17 protein-coding genes are annotated in these 19,646 nt (G+C 41.0%); 2 read left to right on the top strand and 15 right to left on the bottom strand.

Annotated elements, in window-relative coordinates; all coding sequences use genetic code 11:
- Position 1 precedes the first annotated feature (1 nt).
- The 5 genes from D3873_RS00410 to D3873_RS00390 all read right to left on the bottom strand — a co-directional run bounded on the left by D3873_RS00410 (position 2) and on the right by D3873_RS00390 (position 6,317).
- Positions 2-790: a two-component system regulatory protein YycI gene (locus tag D3873_RS00410; RefSeq protein WP_119882150.1), complete on the bottom strand. Its 789-nt coding sequence runs from the start codon at positions 788-790 to the stop codon at positions 2-4.
- Positions 777-2,099, bottom strand: coding sequence for a YycH family regulatory protein (locus tag D3873_RS00405; RefSeq protein ID WP_238473794.1), 1,323 nt, complete (start codon positions 2,097-2,099; stop codon positions 777-779). Before D3873_RS00405 ends, D3873_RS00410 begins: the two co-directional genes overlap by 14 nt.
- Complete coding sequence (gene walK / locus D3873_RS00400; RefSeq protein WP_119882148.1) at positions 2,096-3,919, bottom strand: cell wall metabolism sensor histidine kinase WalK; 1,824 nt, start codon at positions 3,917-3,919, stop codon at positions 2,096-2,098. The genes D3873_RS00405 and walK overlap by 4 nt, the downstream gene beginning before the upstream one ends.
- Positions 3,920-3,924: 5 nt before the next feature.
- Positions 3,925-4,632, bottom strand: a complete 708-nt coding sequence (gene yycF, locus D3873_RS00395; protein ID WP_119882147.1) for a response regulator YycF — start codon at positions 4,630-4,632, stop codon at positions 3,925-3,927.
- Between the two features lie 215 nt (positions 4,633-4,847).
- The gene (locus tag D3873_RS00390) at positions 4,848-6,317 is read right to left on the bottom strand and encodes a M23 family metallopeptidase (RefSeq protein ID WP_119882146.1); all 1,470 of its coding nucleotides are present in this window, start codon (positions 6,315-6,317) and stop codon (positions 4,848-4,850) included.
- A gap of 452 nt (positions 6,318-6,769) precedes the next feature.
- On the opposite strand from D3873_RS00390, the gene D3873_RS00385 reads away from it, so the two are divergent.
- Positions 6,770-7,582: a YitT family protein gene (locus D3873_RS00385; protein ID WP_119884434.1), complete on the top strand. Its 813-nt coding sequence runs from the start codon at positions 6,770-6,772 to the stop codon at positions 7,580-7,582.
- Between the two features lie 133 nt (positions 7,583-7,715).
- On the opposite strand, the gene D3873_RS00380 is transcribed toward D3873_RS00385, so the two are convergent.
- The 9 genes from D3873_RS00380 to rpsF all read right to left on the bottom strand — a co-directional run bounded on the left by D3873_RS00380 (position 7,716) and on the right by rpsF (position 17,767).
- Positions 7,716-9,002, bottom strand: coding sequence for an adenylosuccinate synthase (locus D3873_RS00380; RefSeq protein ID WP_119882145.1), 1,287 nt, complete (start codon positions 9,000-9,002; stop codon positions 7,716-7,718).
- A gap of 442 nt (positions 9,003-9,444) precedes the next feature.
- Positions 9,445-10,800, bottom strand: coding sequence for a replicative DNA helicase (gene dnaB / locus D3873_RS00375; protein ID WP_119882144.1), 1,356 nt, complete (start codon positions 10,798-10,800; stop codon positions 9,445-9,447).
- Between the two features lie 13 nt (positions 10,801-10,813).
- The gene (gene rplI, locus D3873_RS00370) at positions 10,814-11,263 is read right to left on the bottom strand and encodes a 50S ribosomal protein L9 (RefSeq protein WP_119882143.1); all 450 of its coding nucleotides are present in this window, start codon (positions 11,261-11,263) and stop codon (positions 10,814-10,816) included.
- Entirely contained in the window at positions 11,260-13,236 is a 1,977-nt protein-coding gene (locus D3873_RS00365) for a DHH family phosphoesterase (RefSeq protein WP_119882142.1), read from the bottom strand. The genes rplI and D3873_RS00365 overlap by 4 nt, the downstream gene beginning before the upstream one ends.
- An 11-nt stretch (positions 13,237-13,247) precedes the next feature.
- Positions 13,248-14,189 carry a YybS family protein gene (locus D3873_RS00360; RefSeq protein ID WP_119882141.1) on the bottom strand — a complete coding sequence of 314 codons (942 nt, stop codon included), beginning with the start codon at positions 14,187-14,189 and terminating at the stop codon, positions 13,248-13,250.
- Positions 14,190-14,337: 148 nt separating this feature from the next.
- Positions 14,338-16,341: a methyl-accepting chemotaxis protein gene (locus tag D3873_RS00355; RefSeq protein ID WP_238473834.1), complete on the bottom strand. Its 2,004-nt coding sequence runs from the start codon at positions 16,339-16,341 to the stop codon at positions 14,338-14,340.
- 314 nt (positions 16,342-16,655) lie between these two features.
- Positions 16,656-16,892 carry a 30S ribosomal protein S18 gene (gene rpsR / locus D3873_RS00350; RefSeq protein ID WP_119882139.1) on the bottom strand — a complete coding sequence of 79 codons (237 nt, stop codon included), beginning with the start codon at positions 16,890-16,892 and terminating at the stop codon, positions 16,656-16,658.
- A 20-nt stretch (positions 16,893-16,912) separates the two neighbouring features.
- On the bottom strand, positions 16,913-17,419 hold the full coding sequence (ssb, locus tag D3873_RS00345) for a single-stranded DNA-binding protein (RefSeq protein WP_119882138.1): 507 nt from the start codon (positions 17,417-17,419) through the stop codon (positions 16,913-16,915).
- Positions 17,420-17,476: 57 nt separating this feature from the next.
- A complete protein-coding gene (gene rpsF / locus D3873_RS00340; protein WP_119882137.1) occupies positions 17,477-17,767 on the bottom strand; it encodes a 30S ribosomal protein S6 in 291 nt (96 codons plus the stop codon).
- A 164-nt stretch (positions 17,768-17,931) separates the two neighbouring features.
- On the opposite strand from rpsF, the gene D3873_RS00335 reads away from it, so the two are divergent.
- Complete coding sequence (locus D3873_RS00335; RefSeq protein ID WP_162920091.1) at positions 17,932-18,474, top strand: DUF3267 domain-containing protein; 543 nt, start codon at positions 17,932-17,934, stop codon at positions 18,472-18,474.
- Positions 18,475-18,487: 13 nt separating this feature from the next.
- Here D3873_RS00335 and ychF read toward each other — a convergent pair whose 3' ends face one another.
- Positions 18,488-19,588 carry a redox-regulated ATPase YchF gene (gene ychF / locus D3873_RS00330; protein WP_119882135.1) on the bottom strand — a complete coding sequence of 367 codons (1,101 nt, stop codon included), beginning with the start codon at positions 19,586-19,588 and terminating at the stop codon, positions 18,488-18,490.
- Between the last annotated feature and the right edge of the window lie 58 nt (positions 19,589-19,646).

Below are 19,646 nucleotides of genomic sequence, written 5' to 3'. Positions count from 1 at the left end.
CCTACTCCTCAAATTCAATAATTCCGCCTTGTACTGCGTTGACGAAAAAGTTATGGATGGTTCCATCCTCTAATTCTACCTTGACTTGCCATGTTGGGGCAAACACTTGCGTTTCTGGTAGTTGGACAAGTGTGGATAGTCCAAGGTTTACTTCGGTGATCGCGGAATCGGGCACGAGCTTGTTTTGGGAATAAAGTGTCGATATCGCGCGATCTTGGGTGATGAGTTCCTCAGTTTCTGGGAACTTTTCTAAATCGTCAAAAGCTGTTTGATCATAGCGAATGACTTCTTTCTTTTCATTCCAATACACAACAAGTGTCGCATTTTGGTTATAAAATAATGGGCGACCACCGGTGTGTTGAAAGAAAGTAGCGGATCGTGCTTCGGTGTCCACATTCCATAGCCCGTAGCTAGATCCTCGGTACACGTGTTCATCGAGAAAGGCATCCCATTGTGCTTTACTTTGAAGATCATTCATCGCGTACGGTTTGGAAAGCTCTGCAAGCACTTTCGTGTTTTCGACAATTTGAAACGTGGTATCTTCAAACGATTCCACATCTTCTTCGGTAAACGTATGGACGGTCCCAGAAACGTACGACTCTTCTTTCGTCTGATCGGTCGTAGGAAGAAGCTTAATGTTATCCGCTTTTAATCGTTCCGATACTGACGCTTCCCCAAGGGGCTCGACGCCTTGTGCATCGTTGTAACGATTTAAATACAAAATGTATAAGAAAATATTTAAAATCGAGAAGACGATGATGAAAATGGTTTTTGTTTTATTCCAATCCAAACGTCGCACCTCCCGGATTTTCATGGGTCAGACGGGTCCAGCTGCCATTTGTAATCGTGAACCATGATGGCTGAAGCGTTAAAATTCGGTTTTCATCGTCACGCGTTAAGTAGTAGCCAATTTGCACTTCGTCAATTGCCGATAAATCGAGATCTTTTGTTGCAGATAGTTTCTTCACGGTTTCTGTACCAGACGGCAGTGACGTAATATCCGTCGCAGAAGGTACGGATACATCTAATTGGTAGTACGGTCGAACGTAGCGATATAAACGACCGTTACCCCAGTACGTGCTGATTTTGGTCGGCATCATGTCACTGTATACCGGATAGCCGAGTAAATACAGCTGATACTCCACGAGCTGGTTGGATGCTTGGACATGGACGAGTCGGAAGTCATCCGTCCAACCTCCATGCTCGTTCATGAAATCCATGCTATCTTCAATTAACTTAGATGGAACTCCCGGTTGCATCGGTTCAGCAGAAGGATAGCCGTAGTTAAACGAGCGTTCGAGTAAATCGACATTCATCAGCGCAGAGTCATCTGAATACTCGTCGTTATATAAGCCAACCGAACTTCGACGAACTAAATTCGGATCATTAAAAAGTGCATCTCGGAATTTCTGCGGGTTCACTTCTTTTAAGATGTACGTGTAATTGATCGCTTCGACATTATTGATGGGTAAGAAGAAAGACAGACTTTCCGAACGCGGAATTTCTGTGTACTTCGCAAATTCCACTGCGGATGCAATCACGCGTTGATCGAATTCTTGACCATCAATTTTCGACGCTTTGGCACTGTAGTTTAGTCCTGTCTCACTGCTAATAAACCGTATATTCATCTCGCCACTTGTCGACCGATTCCAATCAACGACGATTCGATTAAAGCCTGTTTCAGGTAATTGACTCGGTGCAAAAGGCACGATGTCATCAAAGCTTAAGAACGGTAAATCCGCTTGGAAGAACATTGTAAAACGATTCGGTGCTTTTGACACTTCGTTCATCGCATCGTTTGTGAGCTGCGGTTCTTGCCGTAAATCACGAATTTCCCAGCTTTGCATAATACTCATCAATCGCTCCACATCAAAAGGAGAAGTGGTGCCAGTAAAATGGTCATTAAAACGATAAATGACTTTGTACGGTTGAATGACATCATCTAATTTTGCTTTACTGGAAATCGAAATGTCGACGGTTGGTGCTGGTTGAATCGTTTTGTAATTTGGTGTGTACGTCCAAATCGTAAACGTGAGCAAAATGCTGAGTAAGACGAGCACGACTAGTAGGACATTTTTGGCATGTTCGATGTACTTCATTCCCACTCACCTACCCCGTCTAACTCATATGGCAACGTGAAGAAAATCGTCGTTCCTTTGCCTTCTTCACTTTCTGCCCAAATACTCCCGCCGTGTGCTTGAATCATTTCCCGGGCAATCGCAAGACCAAGTCCCGTTCCACCCATAGAACGAGCTCGTGCACGGTCGACACGATAGAACCGGTCAAAAATACGCTCGACATTTTCCCGAGGTATGCCCATTCCATCATCGGAAATCATGACTTGTAGCAAATTGTCTTTCACAATCACTCCAAAACGAATATTTCCTCCGTCTGGCGAATATTTTAAAGCATTCGAAATAATATTATCGATTACTTGCGTCAGCTTGTCCGTATCAATTTCCACGAAGTATTCCTCATTCGGAATAATCCGTACAAAGTGGACATGTTGTGATTTGGATAATTCGAAACGGTCAATGATTCGATTGAAGAATTTATTGAATTCCACAATCTCTTCGTTTAAGTCATAATCGCGGCTATCCATTTTCGACAGTTGCAGCAGTTCATTCACCAAACGGATCATGCGCTCCGTTTCTGTTTGCGTAACATCTAAGAATGTAGGAGCAAGATCCGTATCTTGCCACGCTCCATCTGTGAGCGCTTCTAAATAACTTCGCATCGTTGTCAGAGGCGTACGAAGTTCATGCGAAACGTTCGCCACGAATTCCCGACGCTCCATGTCGATTTTTTCTTGCTCGGTGTTGTCGTGTAGTACCGTAATTAGTCCGTTTACGAATCCCGTTTCTTTTTGAATGACAGAGAAATTGGCACGCAATATGTATGGACGTTCTGGTGTACTAAAGTTCAAATTTAGAAAGTCTTTCATGTGAATTAAATCTTCAAATGAATAATTCGCTTCTAACCCCAGCACAGAGGCAATCGGTCGTTGAAGGACCATTTCACGTGAAACACGTAGCAGGCGAAGAGCAGGGTCATTGATTAAGATAATGCGCCCTTTGCGATCGGTGGCGATTACGCCATCTGTCATATTCGATAAGACAGAAGCAAGTTTGCGCCGTTCTCCTTCTGTTGTCGATTGTGCTTCTTGGAGTCGGTTTGTTAAATGGTTAAAGGCAATGGCGAGTTGTCCAATTTCATCGTTCCCATATACTCGTACTTTTCGAGAAAAGTTTCCTTTTGCCATCGCTTGCGCTTGCCGCCTCATATCGGAAATCGGTCGGGTGATGGTTTGGGCAATTAAGATTCCCAGAATCACTGTAATCGCAAGAGAAATTGCCGTACCCCCTGCAAGGATTCGGTTTATCTCGGTCATTTGTTCAAATACCGTTTCGATATTGGACTCTAAATAGAGAGTTCCGAGTAATTCTCCTTGAAACTCAATAGGAGAAGCGAGTACCCACACTCGCTTCCCTCTATTTTCATCTAATTTTATGTTTTCAAAAATTGTTTTGGAGCTGATGGAACGTCGCACGAGTTCGTCCGTTGAACGTTGCCCAACTTCTGTTTGTTTTTCATTGTTTGACGTAGCAAGTATTCGAAAGCGAGCGTCAATGACTCGAATTTCTAAGATGTCCTCTGAAGACAATCCATTCACTACATCGCGAAGGCTTTCTTCAATTGTCGGATCCTCTTCTCCACGAGATTTGAGTAGTTCTTCTCGCACGCTGAACTCCACTAAATTTACACGATCTTTAATCGATGTCGTAAAGTTAGAGGTTAACGTTTTTTCTAGTTCTCTTGCGAAATAGAGCCCAATGATTTGCATCGCAAGTAAGATAAGAAGAATATAAATCACGACAAACTTGACGTGAATTGATTTAAAAAAGCCAACTTTCTGCATGCCTTCTACTCCTGTTCAGGATTTCGCAAATAATACCCTACGCCACGTCTAGTGACAATCCATGCTGGATGGCTAGGATTATCTTCAATTTTTTCACGTAATCGACGAATCGTTACATCGACCGTTCGAACATCTCCGAAATAGTCATAGCCCCATACTGTCTGAAGTAAATGCTCCCGCGTCATCACTTGTCCGATATGTTTTGCTAAATAATGAAGCAATTCAAACTCACGGTGCGTGAGCTCGATGGATTCGTCTCTTTTTAAAACTAAGTACGCATCTGGTTGAATCGTTAATGAGCCAACAACGATATCATTACTCGATTCTTCTAACTCCTCTGCTTGTACCGTTTGATGACGGCGCATATTTGCTTTCACACGAGCGATTAACTCACGTGTGCTAAATGGTTTTGTCACATAGTCATCTGCACCAAGCTCTAAGCCAAGTACCTTATCAATTTCGGAATCTTTTGCTGTTAACATAATAATCGGGAAATCGAATTTTTTCCGAATTTCTCGGCAAACTTCCATTCCATCACGATTTGGTAGCATGATATCTAACAGCATTAAATCGGGTTGGATTTCTTCTGCTTTCGCTAGCGCATCGTCACCATCATAAGCACAAACGACATTGTACCCTTCTTTTTTTAAGTTAAATTGAAGAATATCTGCAATTGGTTTTTCATCGTCTACAACTAAAATTGTTTTATTCATGGGGGCCACCCTCTCTACTTATCTATCTTTCACAAGACATACGTATATACCCTTACTGTATCACGGTTTAACATGTTTCGCATCTTTTCATCGAATGCGAAATACCCTCATTATTTCCCGGGCAATAATTTTAACGAATGGCATTCTTGCTGGTGCGATACGTATCGAATTGGAAATAAAAGAAAGATGGTCAATCGAAATTGACCACCTTTGTATTAGCGAATATACGAAAGTGCGTTTACTAAAGCACCATTTCTTGTCATTTCAATGTGTAAATGCTTTCCAGTGGAGCGTCCTGTGGATCCCATAACACCGATCGTTTGACCTTGACCGACCGTTTGACCAATGGAGACATTTATTTTTGATAGATGAGCGTACGTACTTGTCATTCCATTGTTGTGGTTAACTACGATTTTGTTGCCGTACGTTCCGTCCCAACCAGCAAATGTCACTGTTCCATTGTCAATTGCGAAAATGGAGTTACCGCTAGGGCGAGCAATATCGGTTCCACGGTGAGTTCTTCCCCATCGTGCACCCATTCCACTTGATACGTATCCACCTTGTGTTGGCCAAACGTACGTGCCAGTTCCAAGGTTTGGAATCACTTTTGTTCCTTTGACGATAATTTCATTTTTGACTTCTTTTAACACTTTTTCTTCCTTCAACGATTTACCAACACGTTGTCCATTTATTTCACGAATCGTGTAGGTCATTTCGTTTACGCCATCTACGCCTTCTTGCTTCACTTTCGTTTCGCCTTTTAGCATAGCATTGGATTCTTCTACTTGCTTTTGTGCCGCAACTTTTTCGTGTACTTTTTTCTCTTTAATTACTTGCACATTTACAAGTGGTTTTAAAGCCGTTACTTTTAATGCTTGTCCAATTTGCAAGACAGAATCCGCCGTAATTCCAGGATTCAAGTCTGATAATTGGTCACCAGAGAGATTGAATTTAGAAGCAATGGATCCAAATACATCGCCAGCTTGCACGTTGTATGTTTTTTCTTCTAAAGTACCTTTTTTCAAGAATGTCACTGCATCCTCTACTGACATCACTTCTTCTGGTTTAACGGATTGTGTAACGCCAGAAATTTTTTCGGATAATAAAACATCGATAATTCGTGTTTCATTTTCTTTTAATGGTGGTAAAGACTCTTGAGATTGTTTTCTAGCCTCTAATTCATTGAGCTCTTTTTCGGATACTGCTGATAGTTTTAATTGTTTTATCACATTGTCGTAAGCTTCTCGGTCTTTGACGTAGACTGCCATCTCGTCGTTGACTGCTAGACCGAATGCACTTGCATTCACTTCAATGGAATCACTAAGATTTGTTAGTGTTTGCGCATCATTTGTTGTTGCGTCAAATACTTGTTCTGGAACAATTTTGACATTTGCGTCATCCGTGAACGTGAGTTCAGTGAATTGGTTGCTCATTTCTTCTTGTTTTGCGTCAATAATTTCATCGACCGCTTCTTCATCTGAAATAGCACCTACATATTCATTTCCTGCATATACATGATAGATTTCCTGCAAAACTCCATCTTCTGAATCTTTTGCAAAACCTATATTAAATGTAAAACTTGATGCTAATAAAGCCGTTACGGCAGCTTTTTTCACCATATTTGATGAGCGATAAGTAGTGAAATCAACAGGTGATTTCCACCCCATATTCCTTTTCAAACCCATGATAAAGCCCCTTCCAAATTGATCATCCATCTAAGGGAATGTCTAATTTACGCGAAAATCACGCCCCTTTAATTTACCACATCCGTTTTCTCAATTGGTAATCATATGGCATAATGTAAACAAAATGACTCATTCATTCCATGAATTGTTAGTTATTGGTAAAATAAGGAATAGAATCATGTTTTTTTGCCTAAATTTTTCGATATTTCACTCAATTACCCATTTCATTCCTCCTTATTTCGGAAAATACGACAAATATTTTGTCATTATTGTAATATTCGAGTCTTTGATATCTGCATTTTTTCACAATTTCACGTAAAATATACATATAGAGCCACAAGGGGGAGTACATATTGTCGTTTTCATCAACTGTCTCAGAAGAAATTCTTCCTGAGAAACTAAAGGTTTCACATAAAAAAACACCACCTAAAACGATTGCCAAGCGAATCATTATGATCATTCTCGGTGCGATAATGATGGCAGTCGGATTAGAATTATTCATTGTTCCCAATCAGCTACTAGATGGAGGAATTGTTGGTATCTCCATTATTGCATCCCATCTAACAGGTTTAGGCCTCGGAATTTATATCTTCCTTCTAAACATTCCTTTCTTCTTTATTGGTTACAAACAAATCGGCAAAACATTTGCCCTTTCCACTGTTCTTGGCATTACTGTATTATCTATTTGCACTATCTTCTTGCACCCTGTAGAGCGTTTCACTTCTGATGTGTTGCTTGCAACGGTATTTGGAGGAATCATTCTTGGAACAGGAATTGGTTTAGTGATTCGATATGGTGGATCGCTGGATGGATCGGAAATCCTCGCAATATTATTCAACCGTCGAACGATTTTCTCCGTAGGGGAAATTATTATGTTCATCAACTTGCTTATTTTCACTGTGGCTGGATTTGTCTTTACGTGGGAACAAGCCATGTATTCCGTTTTGGTGTATTACATCGCGTATAAAACCATCGATGTTGTATTAACCGGCTTTGATGAATCAAAAGCAGTGTACATCATTAGTGACGATGTGGATGAAATTGGTCAAGCGATTATTGATCGCTTAGGACGTGGCGTTACATTCCTACACGGGGAAGGTGCTTATACGGGAGATGATAAAAAAGTCATTTTCTGTGTCATCACTCGTTTAGAAGAAGCAAAACTCAAAACAATTGTCGAAGATATTGATAACCACGCATTTATTGCAATCGGTAACATTGCCGAGGTAAAAGGTGGCCGCTTTAAAAAGCGTAATATCCATTAATCGTAAATCGAATTCAAAAAACAAAACCGTTTAAGTCCTTCCTAATGGGAGAGGCTTAAACGGTTTTTTGATGGTATGTTTCATACAGTATAGACATCCGAGCTTCAAGTGCGGATAAAGCAATAACAGTTGCTTATCTCCAAACACTCGAAATGATGTTTGTTTGGTTTCGATCAGGTCCAACAGAGAAAATCGAAATTGGAACACCTGTTAATTGCGAAATGCGCTCTAAATAATGACGCGCGTTTTCTGGTAGTTCGTCCAATGATTTACACGCTGTTACATCTTCTGACCAACCTGGTAGTTCTTCGTAAATCGGCTTGCAATCTGCTAACATACGAAGATTAGCAGGGTACTCCGTAATTTGTTCACCGTTGTATTCATACGCCGTACAAATTTTGACGGTGTCTAATCCAGTTAACACGTCGATTGAGTTAACCGTTAAATCTGTTAACCCACTCACACGGCGGGCATGACGAACGACGACACTATCGAACCAACCAATGCGACGTGGTCGCCCAGTCGTAGTACCGTATTCTTTTCCAACTTCCCGAATTTGATTGCCGATCTCGTCAAACAGTTCTGTTGGGAATGGCCCATCTCCAACACGAGATGTATAGGCTTTACACACACCAACAACATGGCCAATCTTGGTCGGTCCAACTCCTGCACCGATTGTCACTCCACCTGCAACTGGGTTCGAGGACGTCACAAACGGATATGTTCCTTGATCGATATCTAACATGACACCTTGTGCACCTTCAAATAATACACGGCGGCCCTCATCTAACGCGTCGTTTAATACTTTAGACGTGTCCGTTACATACTTCGCGATTTCTTGGCCGTAGCCGTAGTACTCTTCTAAAATATCTTCCACACGGAAGCCTTCTGTTTCATAGAACTTTTCAAACATGCGATTCTTTTCATTCAAATTGTGGCGAAGCTTCTCTTCAAACACTTCTTTGTCTAATAAATCGGCCATTCGAATTCCAATTCTCGCTGCTTTGTCCATATAGGCAGGTCCGATTCCTTTTCCTGTCGTCCCAATTTTGTTAGCTCCACGTCTTGTTTCTTCCGCTTCATCTAATTTTAAGTGATATGGCAAAATAACGTGTGCACGGTTTGAAATACGAAGATTATCCGTGGATACGCCACGTTCGTGTAATCCTTCCAACTCCTGTACAAGCGCTTTTGGATCGACAACCATTCCATTCCCGATCACCGATAATTTGTCTTTATAAAAAATACCAGAAGGGATTAAGTGAAGTTTGTACGTCTCCCCACCGAATATAATCGTATGCCCAGCGTTATTTCCTCCTTGATAACGAGCAATAACTTCTGAGTGTTCCGAAAGAAAATCCGTAATTTTCCCTTTTCCTTCGTCTCCCCACTGCGTTCCTACCACTACTACTGATGTCATATACGTACCCTCCATCTATTCAGTCCGTTCATTCAAATCACGTTAATTGTAGCAAGGGTAAGGCACTTCGTCAATGAAAAACAGTTTAAAACACGAACGAAATATATGTAATATTTATATAATGTTCGTTATTGTGGGTGAGTTATAAGTTAGTTGATTGGAATTTTTGTAGGATTTTAAAAGAGGGTAAATGACTCGATATTTTTGCGGAAAGTTTTTCGCAGAAAAATATCACAATGGACAGATGGATAATACGAGAAATAATCTATAAGCGGAAAAGCGACTTCTATCAGCGCAAAATATCGTTCTATCAACGCGTGACTTCATTCTATCAGCTCTAATTTCATTCTATTGGAGCAAATCAGCTCACGCAAAAGTAAGCTATTCCTAGCCAAACAAAAAGGCACCGAAGACGTTGTCGTCTCGATACCTTATGTTTTCACTACGCAGTTGGAGCTTGATGCTGACTCCAATCAATATTTACGAACTTATTAAATTCTTTTACGAACGCTAATGTCACTGTCCCCGTCGGGCCGTTACGTTGCTTCGCGATAATAATTTCAATCATGTTTTGATTTTCGGTTTCTTTGTCGTAGTAGTCTTCACGATATAAAAACGAGACGATATCGGCATCTTGCTCAATACTTCCTGATTCCCGTAAATCGGACATCATTGGACGTTTGTCTTGTCGTTGTTCAACTCCACGAGAAAGCTGAGATAGCGCAATAACGGGAACTTGAAGTTCACGTGCCAACGCTTTTAAGGAACGAGAAATTTCGGATACTTCTTGTTGACGGTTGTCCTTACCGTTGCCGCTACCCATAATAAGCTGCAAGTAATCGATTAGGATCATCCCAAGTCCGTATTCTTGTTTTAACCGGCGGCATTTCGAGCGTATTTCATTAATTCGAATACCTGGTGTATCGTCAATAAAGATTCCCGCGTTAGAGAGTGTTCCCATTGCCATCGTCAGTTTACGCCAGTCTTCTGCAGTTAATGCACCTGTTCGTAATACTTGGGCATCTATATTTCCTTCTGCACATAGCATACGCATGACGAGTTGCTCCGCACCCATCTCTAAACTAAAAATCGCGACATTTTCATTCGCTTTCGTCGCAACGTTTTGCGCGACATTTAGTGCAAACGCCGTTTTACCAACAGATGGACGAGCAGCAACAATGATTAAGTCATTTCGTTGGAATCCGGCTGTAATACGATCTAAGTCCCGGAAACCTGTTGGAACTCCTGTAATATCGCCTTTACGTGCATGAAGAAGTTCGATGTTATCGTATGTTTGTACGAGTACATCTTTAATATGTCGGAAGTCACCAGAGTTTTTCCGGTTTGCCACTTCCATCATTTTTTTCTCTGCTTCCGACAGTAACGCTTCCACTTCATCTTCTCGTGTAAAGCCGTCTTCGACAATCGTCGTGGCCACGCGAATCAAACGACGTAGCAATGCTTTCTCTTCCACAATTCTCGCATAGTGAGCGATGTTTGCTGCGGTCGGAACAGCATTCGCGATTTCTGTGATGTACGAAATGCCTCCGACATCTTCTAGCTCTTTTTTCGACGCTAACTCTTCCGTTACCGTGACGACGTCAATCGCTTTTCCTTGGTCACTTAAGCGTAGCAACGTTTGAAAAATTCGTTGATGTGCAACACGGTAAAAATCATCCGGCTGCAGTATTTCTGCTGCGGTGATTAATGCTTGAGGCTCTAAAAATATGGCGCCAATAACGGACTGCTCCGCTTCCTGGTTATGAGGTGGTACACGGTCCATGATTGGATCACTCATTTAGTCTCTCTCCTTACGCTTCTTCTGTTACATGTACTTTTAATGTTGCCACGACATCGTGGTGAAGTTTTACAGGTACATTTGTGTAGCCTAATGCACGAATCGCATCATCTAAATGCATTTTTCGTTTGTCGAGTTTAATACCCGTTGATTTGTGAAGCTCGTCCGCAATTTGTTTTGTCGTGATCGATCCAAATAGTCGACCATCATCGCCAGACTTCGCTTTTAATTCAACCGTGATTTTTTCTAATTCTTCTTTTAATTTTTTCGCGTCTGCTAGTTCTTGTGCCGCTTCTTTATCTTGTTTTTTCTTTTGTCCATCTAATGCAGAAATGGCCGCTTGGTTCGCTTCCACTGCTAAGTTGTTCTTCAGTAAAAAGTTATTTGCATAGCCATCTGCTACATTTTTAATTTCGCCTTTTTTCCCTTTACCTTTTACGTCTTTTAAAAAGATTACCTTCATTCTGACGTACCTCCTTCTATTGTATCAAGAATCACTTGTTTTAATTGTTCAATCGTTACTTCGATCGTACCATTCTCAATTTGGCATGCAGCATTCGTTAAATGGCCGCCTCCTCCAAGTCGTTCCATCATCACTTGGACATTAATTTCTCCAAGCGAACGAGCACTAATGCTCACTTCCCCATTTTCTCGTCTCGCTACAACAAATGAGGCAGAAACGTCTTTCATGGTTAATAAAATATCCGCTGTTTGAGCGATTAAAATTTGGTTGTACTGTTTGCCTTCTTCTCCACGAGCGATGGCAATCCCTTCACGGAAAAATTCGACCGTTTGCACAATTTTCGATCGTTCGACATACGTTTCCAAATCTTCTTTCAACAATCGTTGAACAAGAACGGTGTCTGCACCATTTGTCCGTAGGTAGGAAGCAGCTTCAAACGTTCTAGCTCCTGTTCGAAGCGTAAAGCTTTTCGTATCCACAATAATTCCCGCTAACATGGCAGTTGCTTCTAACATGGTCAGCTTTGTATGCTTCGGTTGATACTCTAAAAGTTCCGTCACTAACTCGGCTGTAGAAGAAGCGTAAGGCTCCATATATACGAGCATTGTGCTAGAAATAAACTCTTCTCCTCGACGGTGATGATCGAGGACGACGACTTTTTCGGCACGATTAAGTAGCTTCTCGTCAATTACCATACTCGGTTTATGTGTATCGACAATGACAAGCAACGTCCGGTCCGTTAATTGACTAATTGCTTCATCCGGAGAAAGAAAACGGTTGTATAGCTCTGGCTTCGCTTTCACTTCATCCATTAAACGCGTGACAGATGGATCTAAGTTTTGAAAATCAAGTATGACGTAACCATTAATTTGGTTCATTTCCGCCATCTTGCGCACCCCAATAGATGCTCCAATCGCGTCCATATCTGGCAATTTATGCCCCATAACAAAGACTTGATCACTATCTTGAATCAAATCTCTCAATGCATGCGAAATTACGCGTGCTCGAACTCGAGTTCGTTTTTCGACTGGATTCGTTTTTCCGCCGTAAAATTTCACTTTACCATTCGGTTGTTTAATCGCCACTTGGTCACCACCGCGACCTAATACGAGGTCAAGACTTGATTGTGCTAGTTCTCCAAGTTCCACTAATGATTCGGAACTCGCCCCAACGCCAATACTTAGTGTAAGTGGGACGTTTAGTTTTGCAGTTGTTTCGCGTATTTCATCTAACAACGCAAATTTCGTTTTCTCTAATTCCATTAACACCGATTCGTTCAATACGGCGATAAATCGATCGGACGAAATTCGTTTGACGAAAATCCCTTGTTCTGCACCCCAATTATTCACAATAGACGTCACTAAACTGTTCGTCTGACTACGTGTTTGATCATCCATTGCTTGGGCAAGCTCATCGTAGTTATCAATGAATAGAATTCCAATAACCGTGCGATCTGCATAGTACATACTTTCCATTTCAACTTGTTCTGTTATATCAAAGAAATACAGCAATTTCTCTTCTTGCTTATAAAACACTTTAAACTTCTTATCCGCGAGCGAAATCGTCATTTCACGGACATCTTCTTGCTTAAGTAATATAGGAAGTTCTTCTGAAAGCGTCAGTAAATCTTCCCCTATTAATGAATCAAATTGCAATTCCCGCGTCATATATGGATTTGCCCATTCAATCGTGTACTGATCATTAATGAGTAAGATACCGATAGGCATTTCGAGTAGAGCTTCTTCCCCTACTTTTTTCATGCGATATGACAGTGTTTCAATGTGTCGTTCCGTTTCTTCTACTGATTTCTTTTGCGCATAGACAGCGAAATAACTCGCTACGCTAATGGCAATGAAAAACAGAACGCCAATCCATAAATGCCAAAACATGAACACAATTGACGCAGCAATCCCGAGCGACGCAAGGATCAATATGGAGTATGCAATTGGACGCTTTTGAAAGAATGTGCTCATTTTGAGTCTCCTTATTTTTTCGGGCTATTTGTGATATACGCTCGAATGTTGAAACCGAGATCGAATATCCCAATGAGTGTAACAAATTGCATTAATGGTACTGCAAGAATCGTGGCAATCACTTTTAGCCACAAACCTTGCTTGATGCGATCAATGTAGAAATAAATGAGGGATAACCCTTGTAAAAAGAGTAGACCTCGTAAAAGAACCATCGCATTTGCAATTGCGAGAAACAGCATCGTGCCTTCATCCATTTTCACGAACAGCGTAAAAATGAGTACGATTAAATAATACCATACGACCGATTTCGGTAAGCGAAATTCGGAGAACCTTGGGAACTTCGGCGTTTTCACGCGTAGTTTTCGCATCCCGAAAAAATTAATCTGCATAATGATCCACGTCGTTAAGAAAATCGTCAGAATGACGACAAATGGGATAATCACATGCATCATTTGAATCGATTGATCGACTAACTCAGTATAATTTTCTGGTCGAACGCCATATTTTTCTAGTAACTGTCCATTCGTTCGGTAAAATGCCTCTGTCTCATCTAGTATATTTTGAATAGGATTAAAATTCTGTACTAATACACTAATGGTATATTCTATGACAACCGCTATCATAAAGGTGATTCCTGAAGCTAAAAAGATAAAAAGCTTCGATTTGCGCTCTCGTAATCCATCTCCCATTGCTACACCAATGGCGGCATAAGGAAAAGCAAATGCCATGACGATAAATCCTCCCATTAAAAAGGAAACGATGACTGCTACAATTGCAGTAAGAATACTAAACGTTCGATCGAATTTTGATGTGTAATAAACGAGTGGCAATGGTACTAGAAATGTCGTCAAAATCCCAATGACTGGGACATAAAAAGACACAGCTAGCAACACAAGAAACAGTGCAATCATAATTGCACCGTATGTTAATCTTCTAGTGGTATTAGTTGGCATGCAAAACCTTCCTTACTGTGACAAACTATCTCTATATTGTATCATGTTCGAGAATTTTGAGCCTTTAAATTGAAACGATTCGCTCTCACTATAAAAAAAGGACCAAGGAATGCATCTCTTCTTGCATTCCTTGGTCCTTTATCATTTGTTACACCTTAAAACGATCCACCGCTTCTTGGAGCTGCTCGCCTAAGCGAGTTAAGTGTTCAGCAGATTCTGATACAGTTTGTACAGCACGAAGCTGTTCATCGGTTGAAGCAGAAACTTCTTCAGCTGCTGCAGCTGTTTCTTCTGACATCGCTGCCATTTCTTGAATCACTTTCACCACTTCATCTTTACTCGTAGAAACCGATTCAATTTCATCGACTATTGAGACAATGGCTTGTTGCATTTGGGAAACGAAGTGAGAAATTTGCCCGAAAATATCGGATGTTTCATTCACCACGGACGATTGTTGCGTAATAATTTCGTTCGTTTTTTCCATTTCATCCATGGCAGATTGCGAGCTTTCTTGGATCAACTGAATCGTTTTCTTTACCTCATCTGTCGCTTGGACGGACTGTTCTGCTAGTTTACGAACCTCGTCTGCTACGACCGCGAATCCGCGACCATGCTCACCTGCTCTTGCCGCTTCAATACTAGCATTTAATGCGAGAAGATTCGTTTGGTTCGAAATTTCCGTAATCGTCGACATTACCGATTCAATCGTTAATACTTTTTCGCCTAACCCATTAATCACTTCTTGCATTGATGCGAAAGAAGCACTAGAAGAGGAATTGAAATCTTGCAATCTTGTCATTTGATTCAACCCATTTTTGTTCACTTCTTCTGCTTGTGATGCTAGTTTGGACATTTCATGTGTTTGTTCTGCCGCTTCATTAATTTGGTTGCTTAGTTCAGAAGAGCGTTTATTAGCCGTATCTGCTTCTTCTGCAGAACGCGTTGCACCAACTGCGATTTCATTCGCCGCAAGTGCTACTTGCTCCCCTGACGCATTCGTTTCTTCTGCAACTGCGGATAATCCTTCAGCGGACTCTCGAACATTCATCACAGATGATTGTACAACTTGTAGAATATTATGCAGTTTCGTAATCATTTCGTTCAATTGCGTTCCAAGTTCACCAATTTCGTCTTTCGATTTCACTTTTGCACGGATGTCTAAACGTCCTGCTGCAACTTCACTCACAACATCACGAATGTGTAAGATTGGCTTACTAAATCGAGTCGAAATGACGTAAAGAACGATAATGACTAGCAGTAACGTAATAAGGCCGGTAATAAGTAAACTGAAGATAATATCGTTGGACGCTGCAGCAATAACCGATTGCTCGTATACTGCTCCGATAATCCAACCAGTACTTGGAACTTTGTCATAAATGAATAAATACTCTTTCCCGCCTTCACTAAAAGGAAGAACTCCTTTTTCATCGGCGGAAGCTAATACTTTCTTCGCATATGGCTCAGCAGATAAATCTTCCCCTTTTTTCTCTGGGTGAATGATTCCTAATCCATTTGCAGAGAGCATAACAGGGTACCCTTTGTAGCCTAAGTCCACTGCACTTAATTGCGTTGTTAAATCTTCTAGTTTCACATCTACCCCTGCAACACCATTTCCATACCCTTTTGATGCTGTAATAACATACTCATTGGTCGCTACATCAATGTATGGCTCGCTCCAATGTACTTTTGAGTTATCGGATTTGGCTACTTGATACCATTCACGGGTTGTTGCATCGAAGTCTGCTGGTAAATCGACAACCGGTACGATGTAAATGGTTTTATTCTCAAGAGCTGCATATACAGAGGTTGCTTGTTCATACGTCGATAAATAGGCTTCCATTTGCTTATTTGCACGAGCTGTGGCTGCGCGTAGCTCTGGGTTTGCTTCGTCTCCATTCGCTGCTAAATCGGCCTGTGAGAAGTCTTGCACGGCCTCGTTATACGAGAATTGCTCGATTCCGCTGGCAATCCCGTTTAAAAATTGTTCCGAGTTATTGGATAACTCCGACACGATTGCCTCCGATTGTTGAATCACATCTTGTTCATTTTTCTCTTTTAACTGATACGATGCAATTCCAAGGAGAGCCGCAAACGCGAGAACAAGTGTTAAAACCATCACACTGATTAACTTTGTGCGGATATTTTGAAACATCTTCACTCTATTACCCCCTAAAATATGTAAATAAGTACCTATACTATGTAAATAGCACTTTCGATATATTTCGACATTATTTTTTGAATTTATAGTACTAGATAGTGGGTATAGGAAGAAAATTTTCAAGAAGAAGTAATGGGGAAGAAACACGCTGGAAGGTAAACTGTTACGTTGTATTGAATCATTTTGGCAATAAAGAATAAGATTGAGGTATATTCACCGAATGATTTTAGTCCGTAAGTTTTCGGATCCAATTAAAAGAACCCAACTCCAGTGATTACCGGAATTGGGTTCTGAGTCATACAGGTATATTATCTTTCTTCAGTAGAGAATGGTAGTAATGCCATAATACGAGAAAGTTTGATAGCTGCAGTAAGTTTACGTTGGTACTTCGCACTAGTTCCTGTAACACGGCGTGGAAGAATTTTTCCACGTTCCGATACGAACTTTTTCAATAAATCTACATCTTTATAGTCGATGTGCGTGATATTGTTTGATGTGAAGTAACAAACTTTACGGCGTCTTTTGCCTCCGCGACGTGGTGCCATATCGTGTAGCCTCCTTTATATTAGAATGGTAAATCGTCTTCCGATACTTCGATCGGACCGCTGCCAGATGCGAATGGATCGTCATCTACGCGTGTATAATTTTGCTGATTTGGTGATTGGTTCTGTTGATAGGACTGGCCAGAATTGTTTTGGTAAGACTGTTGTCCTCCGAAAGCTTGACCTCCGGAGCGATCTCCACCGCCACTATTTCTTGGCTCCAAAAATTGTACACTGTCAGCGACAACTTCTGTCGTGTAAACACGTTTCCCGTCTTGACCTTCATAGCTACCTGTTTGAATACGACCTTCAACGCCCGCTAAACTTCCTTTTTTGAGGAAATTTGCTACGTTTTCAGCTGGCTTTCTCCAAACAGTACAATTAATGAAATCCGCTTCTTTTTCACCATTTTGGTTTGAGAAAGTCCGATTCACCGCAAGGGTGAAACGAGCTACCGCAACTCCAGATGGTGTATATCGAAGTTCTGGATCTTTCGTCAGTCTACCGACTAATACGACTCGGTTAATCATCAGAAAACAACCTCCCTCGTCTGCCAAATAGGTCTTGAAGACCTTTTAAAGTTAACTTTATTTATCTTCTTCGCGAACTGCTACAAAACGAATGATATCTTCGTTGATGTTAGCTAGACGGATGTACTCATCGATCGCTTTAGAATCAGCATTAACTTTTACGATTTGGTAAAAACCTTCGCGGAAGTCGTTGATTTCATAAGCTAAGCGGCGTTTGCCCCACTCTTTTGACTCGATGATTTCTGCGCCATTTGAAGTTAAGATTTCGTCGAAACGAGCTGTTAAAGCTTTTTTCGCATCTTCTTCAATTGTTGGGCGAATGATGTACATTAATTCGTACTTTTTCATCTACGTGCACCTCCTTATGGACTTAGGCCAAGCTGTTTGCAGCTGGCAAGGAGCAAGTAATACTATTACTCACATCAATCGATTGTACCATGATAAGCAGGAAGTTGCAATACACAATCTACAACAACTACAATACAAGTACGACAGCATCTCGGAGGATTAGTATGGAAGAAAAAGTAATTCAACTAGATTTGAAGAAAATCGGTTGGTTGAGTCTTTTGATGACAATCGTCCCTCTTTTGCTTGGTTTCCTTTTCTTAGGACTTACCGAATCGGGGGTATCGGGATCGTTTTCACTTTGGTCGATCACGACATTTATTGTGGTATATTTCCTTCTTATTGTTTTGCATGAAGCAGTACACTTAGTTGCTTTTCGCTTTATTGGGAAAGTTCCATGGTCTTCGTTAGATTACGGTATCAATTGGAAACTAGGCGTTGCGTATGCCACTACCTCACAATCTATAGCGAATCGACCATTACAAGGTGTGTTGATTGCCCCGCTCATCGTGACTGGGTTGTTGCCATTCGTTTATGGAGTATTTTTCGCTTCCCCGTTTTGGTTAATAAGCGGTTGCTTTCTGATAGGAGGAGCTGCTGGTGATGTTGCGATGATAAAAGCACTCCGAGGGTATCCAGCAAATGCGCTTGTGCGCGATGATCCGAACTTACCAAAATTGTATGTTCAACTAGAAAAACGGCCCCACTAGGAGGCCGCTTTTTTTATACGTTGAAACGGAATAACATAACATCTCCGTCTTGTACGATGTATTCTTTTCCTTCTAATCGAACTTTTCCAGCTTCCTTCGCGGCAGTCATGGAACCATTTGCCACTAAGTCTTCATAGGATACCGTTTCTGCACGGATAAATCCGCGTTCAAAATCAGTATGAATAACCCCTGCGCATTGTGGTGCTTTCATTCCTTTACGGAATGTCCATGCACGTACTTCTTGCACTCCTGCTGTGAAGTAAGTAGAAAGTCCAAGTAATTGATACGTCGCTTTAATCAACTGATCAAGTCCGGACTCTTTAATCCCTAGTTCGTCTAAGAACATTGCTTTTTCTTCATCATCCAGCTCGGCCATTTCCTCTTCGATTTTCGCACAAACAACAATCACTTCTGCGTTGTCTTCTTTCGCGAAATTTTGTACTTGTTGAACATATTCATTGGATGAATAATCTGCGATTTCATCTTCTGACACGTTGGCTACATACAACATCGGTTTAGATGTTAATAAATGGAAATTTTTTGTAATTTTCACTTCATCATCCGATAAATCAGCCGCACGAGCTGGCTTCCCATTTTCTAATGTTTCTTTTAGTTTCGTTAACACTGGTTCTTCTTGCATCGCATCTTTATCTTTTGATTTCGCCATTTTTGCTACTCGTTGCAAGCGCTTATCTACACTTTCTAAGTCCGCCAAAATCAATTCTAAATTAATTACTTCTATATCATCAATCGGATCTACTTTTCCTGAAACGTGTGTAATATTATCGTCAGCAAAGCAACGTACGACTTGGCAGATTGCGTCTACTTCACGGATATGGGCTAAGAATTTATTTCCAAGACCTTCCCCTTTACTAGCACCTTTCACAATTCCAGCGATATCGGTAAACTCGAAAGCAGTGGGGACTGTTTTCTTTGGAACTACTAGTTCGGTTAACTTTTGTAAACGCTCATCAGGAACTTCTACAATTCCAACGTTTGGATCAATTGTACAGAATGGATAGTTTGCAGATTCTGCTCCTGCTTTTGTAATTGCATTAAATAATGTAGACTTACCAACGTTTGGCAAGCCAACAATTCCGGCTGTAAGTGCCATGTTTTGTCCGCCTCTTTTCTATATAACAACTTGTCTATTATAGTAGGTGTGTCAAAAA

The organism is Paenisporosarcina cavernae (genome assembly GCF_003595195.1).
Lineage (GTDB): Bacteria > Bacillota > Bacilli > Bacillales_A > Planococcaceae > Paenisporosarcina > Paenisporosarcina cavernae.
The sequence above is the reverse complement of the archived record's forward strand: the minus strand, read 5'-3'. Positions and strand labels throughout refer to the sequence as shown.

Excerpts from the sequence above, each read along its gene's own strand:
- D3873_RS00405 (WP_238473794.1), bottom strand. The coding sequence starts at position 2,099 with ATGAAGTACATCGAACATGCCAAAAATGTCCTACTAGTCGTGCTCGTC.
- walK (WP_119882148.1), bottom strand. The coding sequence starts at position 3,919 with ATGCAGAAAGTTGGCTTTTTTAAATCAATTCACGTCAAGTTTGTCGTG.
- yycF (WP_119882147.1), bottom strand. The coding sequence starts at position 4,632 with ATGAATAAAACAATTTTAGTTGTAGACGATGAAAAACCAATTGCAGAT.
- D3873_RS00390 (WP_119882146.1), bottom strand. The coding sequence starts at position 6,317 with ATGGGTTTGAAAAGGAATATGGGGTGGAAATCACCTGTTGATTTCACT.
- D3873_RS00385 (WP_119884434.1), top strand. The coding sequence starts at position 6,770 with ATGATCATTCTCGGTGCGATAATGATGGCAGTCGGATTAGAATTATTC.
- D3873_RS00380 (WP_119882145.1), bottom strand. The coding sequence starts at position 9,002 with ATGACATCAGTAGTAGTGGTAGGAACGCAGTGGGGAGACGAAGGAAAA.
- dnaB (WP_119882144.1), bottom strand. The coding sequence starts at position 10,800 with ATGAGTGATCCAATCATGGACCGTGTACCACCTCATAACCAGGAAGCG.
- rplI (WP_119882143.1), bottom strand. The coding sequence starts at position 11,263 with ATGAAGGTAATCTTTTTAAAAGACGTAAAAGGTAAAGGGAAAAAAGGC.
- D3873_RS00365 (WP_119882142.1), bottom strand. The coding sequence starts at position 13,236 with ATGAGCACATTCTTTCAAAAGCGTCCAATTGCATACTCCATATTGATC.
- D3873_RS00360 (WP_119882141.1), bottom strand. The coding sequence starts at position 14,189 with ATGCCAACTAATACCACTAGAAGATTAACATACGGTGCAATTATGATT.
- D3873_RS00355 (WP_238473834.1), bottom strand. The coding sequence starts at position 16,341 with ATGTTTCAAAATATCCGCACAAAGTTAATCAGTGTGATGGTTTTAACA.
- rpsR (WP_119882139.1), bottom strand. The coding sequence starts at position 16,892 with ATGGCACCACGTCGCGGAGGCAAAAGACGCCGTAAAGTTTGTTACTTC.
- ssb (WP_119882138.1), bottom strand. The coding sequence starts at position 17,419 with ATGATTAACCGAGTCGTATTAGTCGGTAGACTGACGAAAGATCCAGAA.
- rpsF (WP_119882137.1), bottom strand. The coding sequence starts at position 17,767 with ATGAAAAAGTACGAATTAATGTACATCATTCGCCCAACAATTGAAGAA.
- D3873_RS00335 (WP_162920091.1), top strand. The coding sequence starts at position 17,932 with ATGGAAGAAAAAGTAATTCAACTAGATTTGAAGAAAATCGGTTGGTTG.
- ychF (WP_119882135.1), bottom strand. The coding sequence starts at position 19,588 with ATGGCACTTACAGCCGGAATTGTTGGCTTGCCAAACGTTGGTAAGTCT.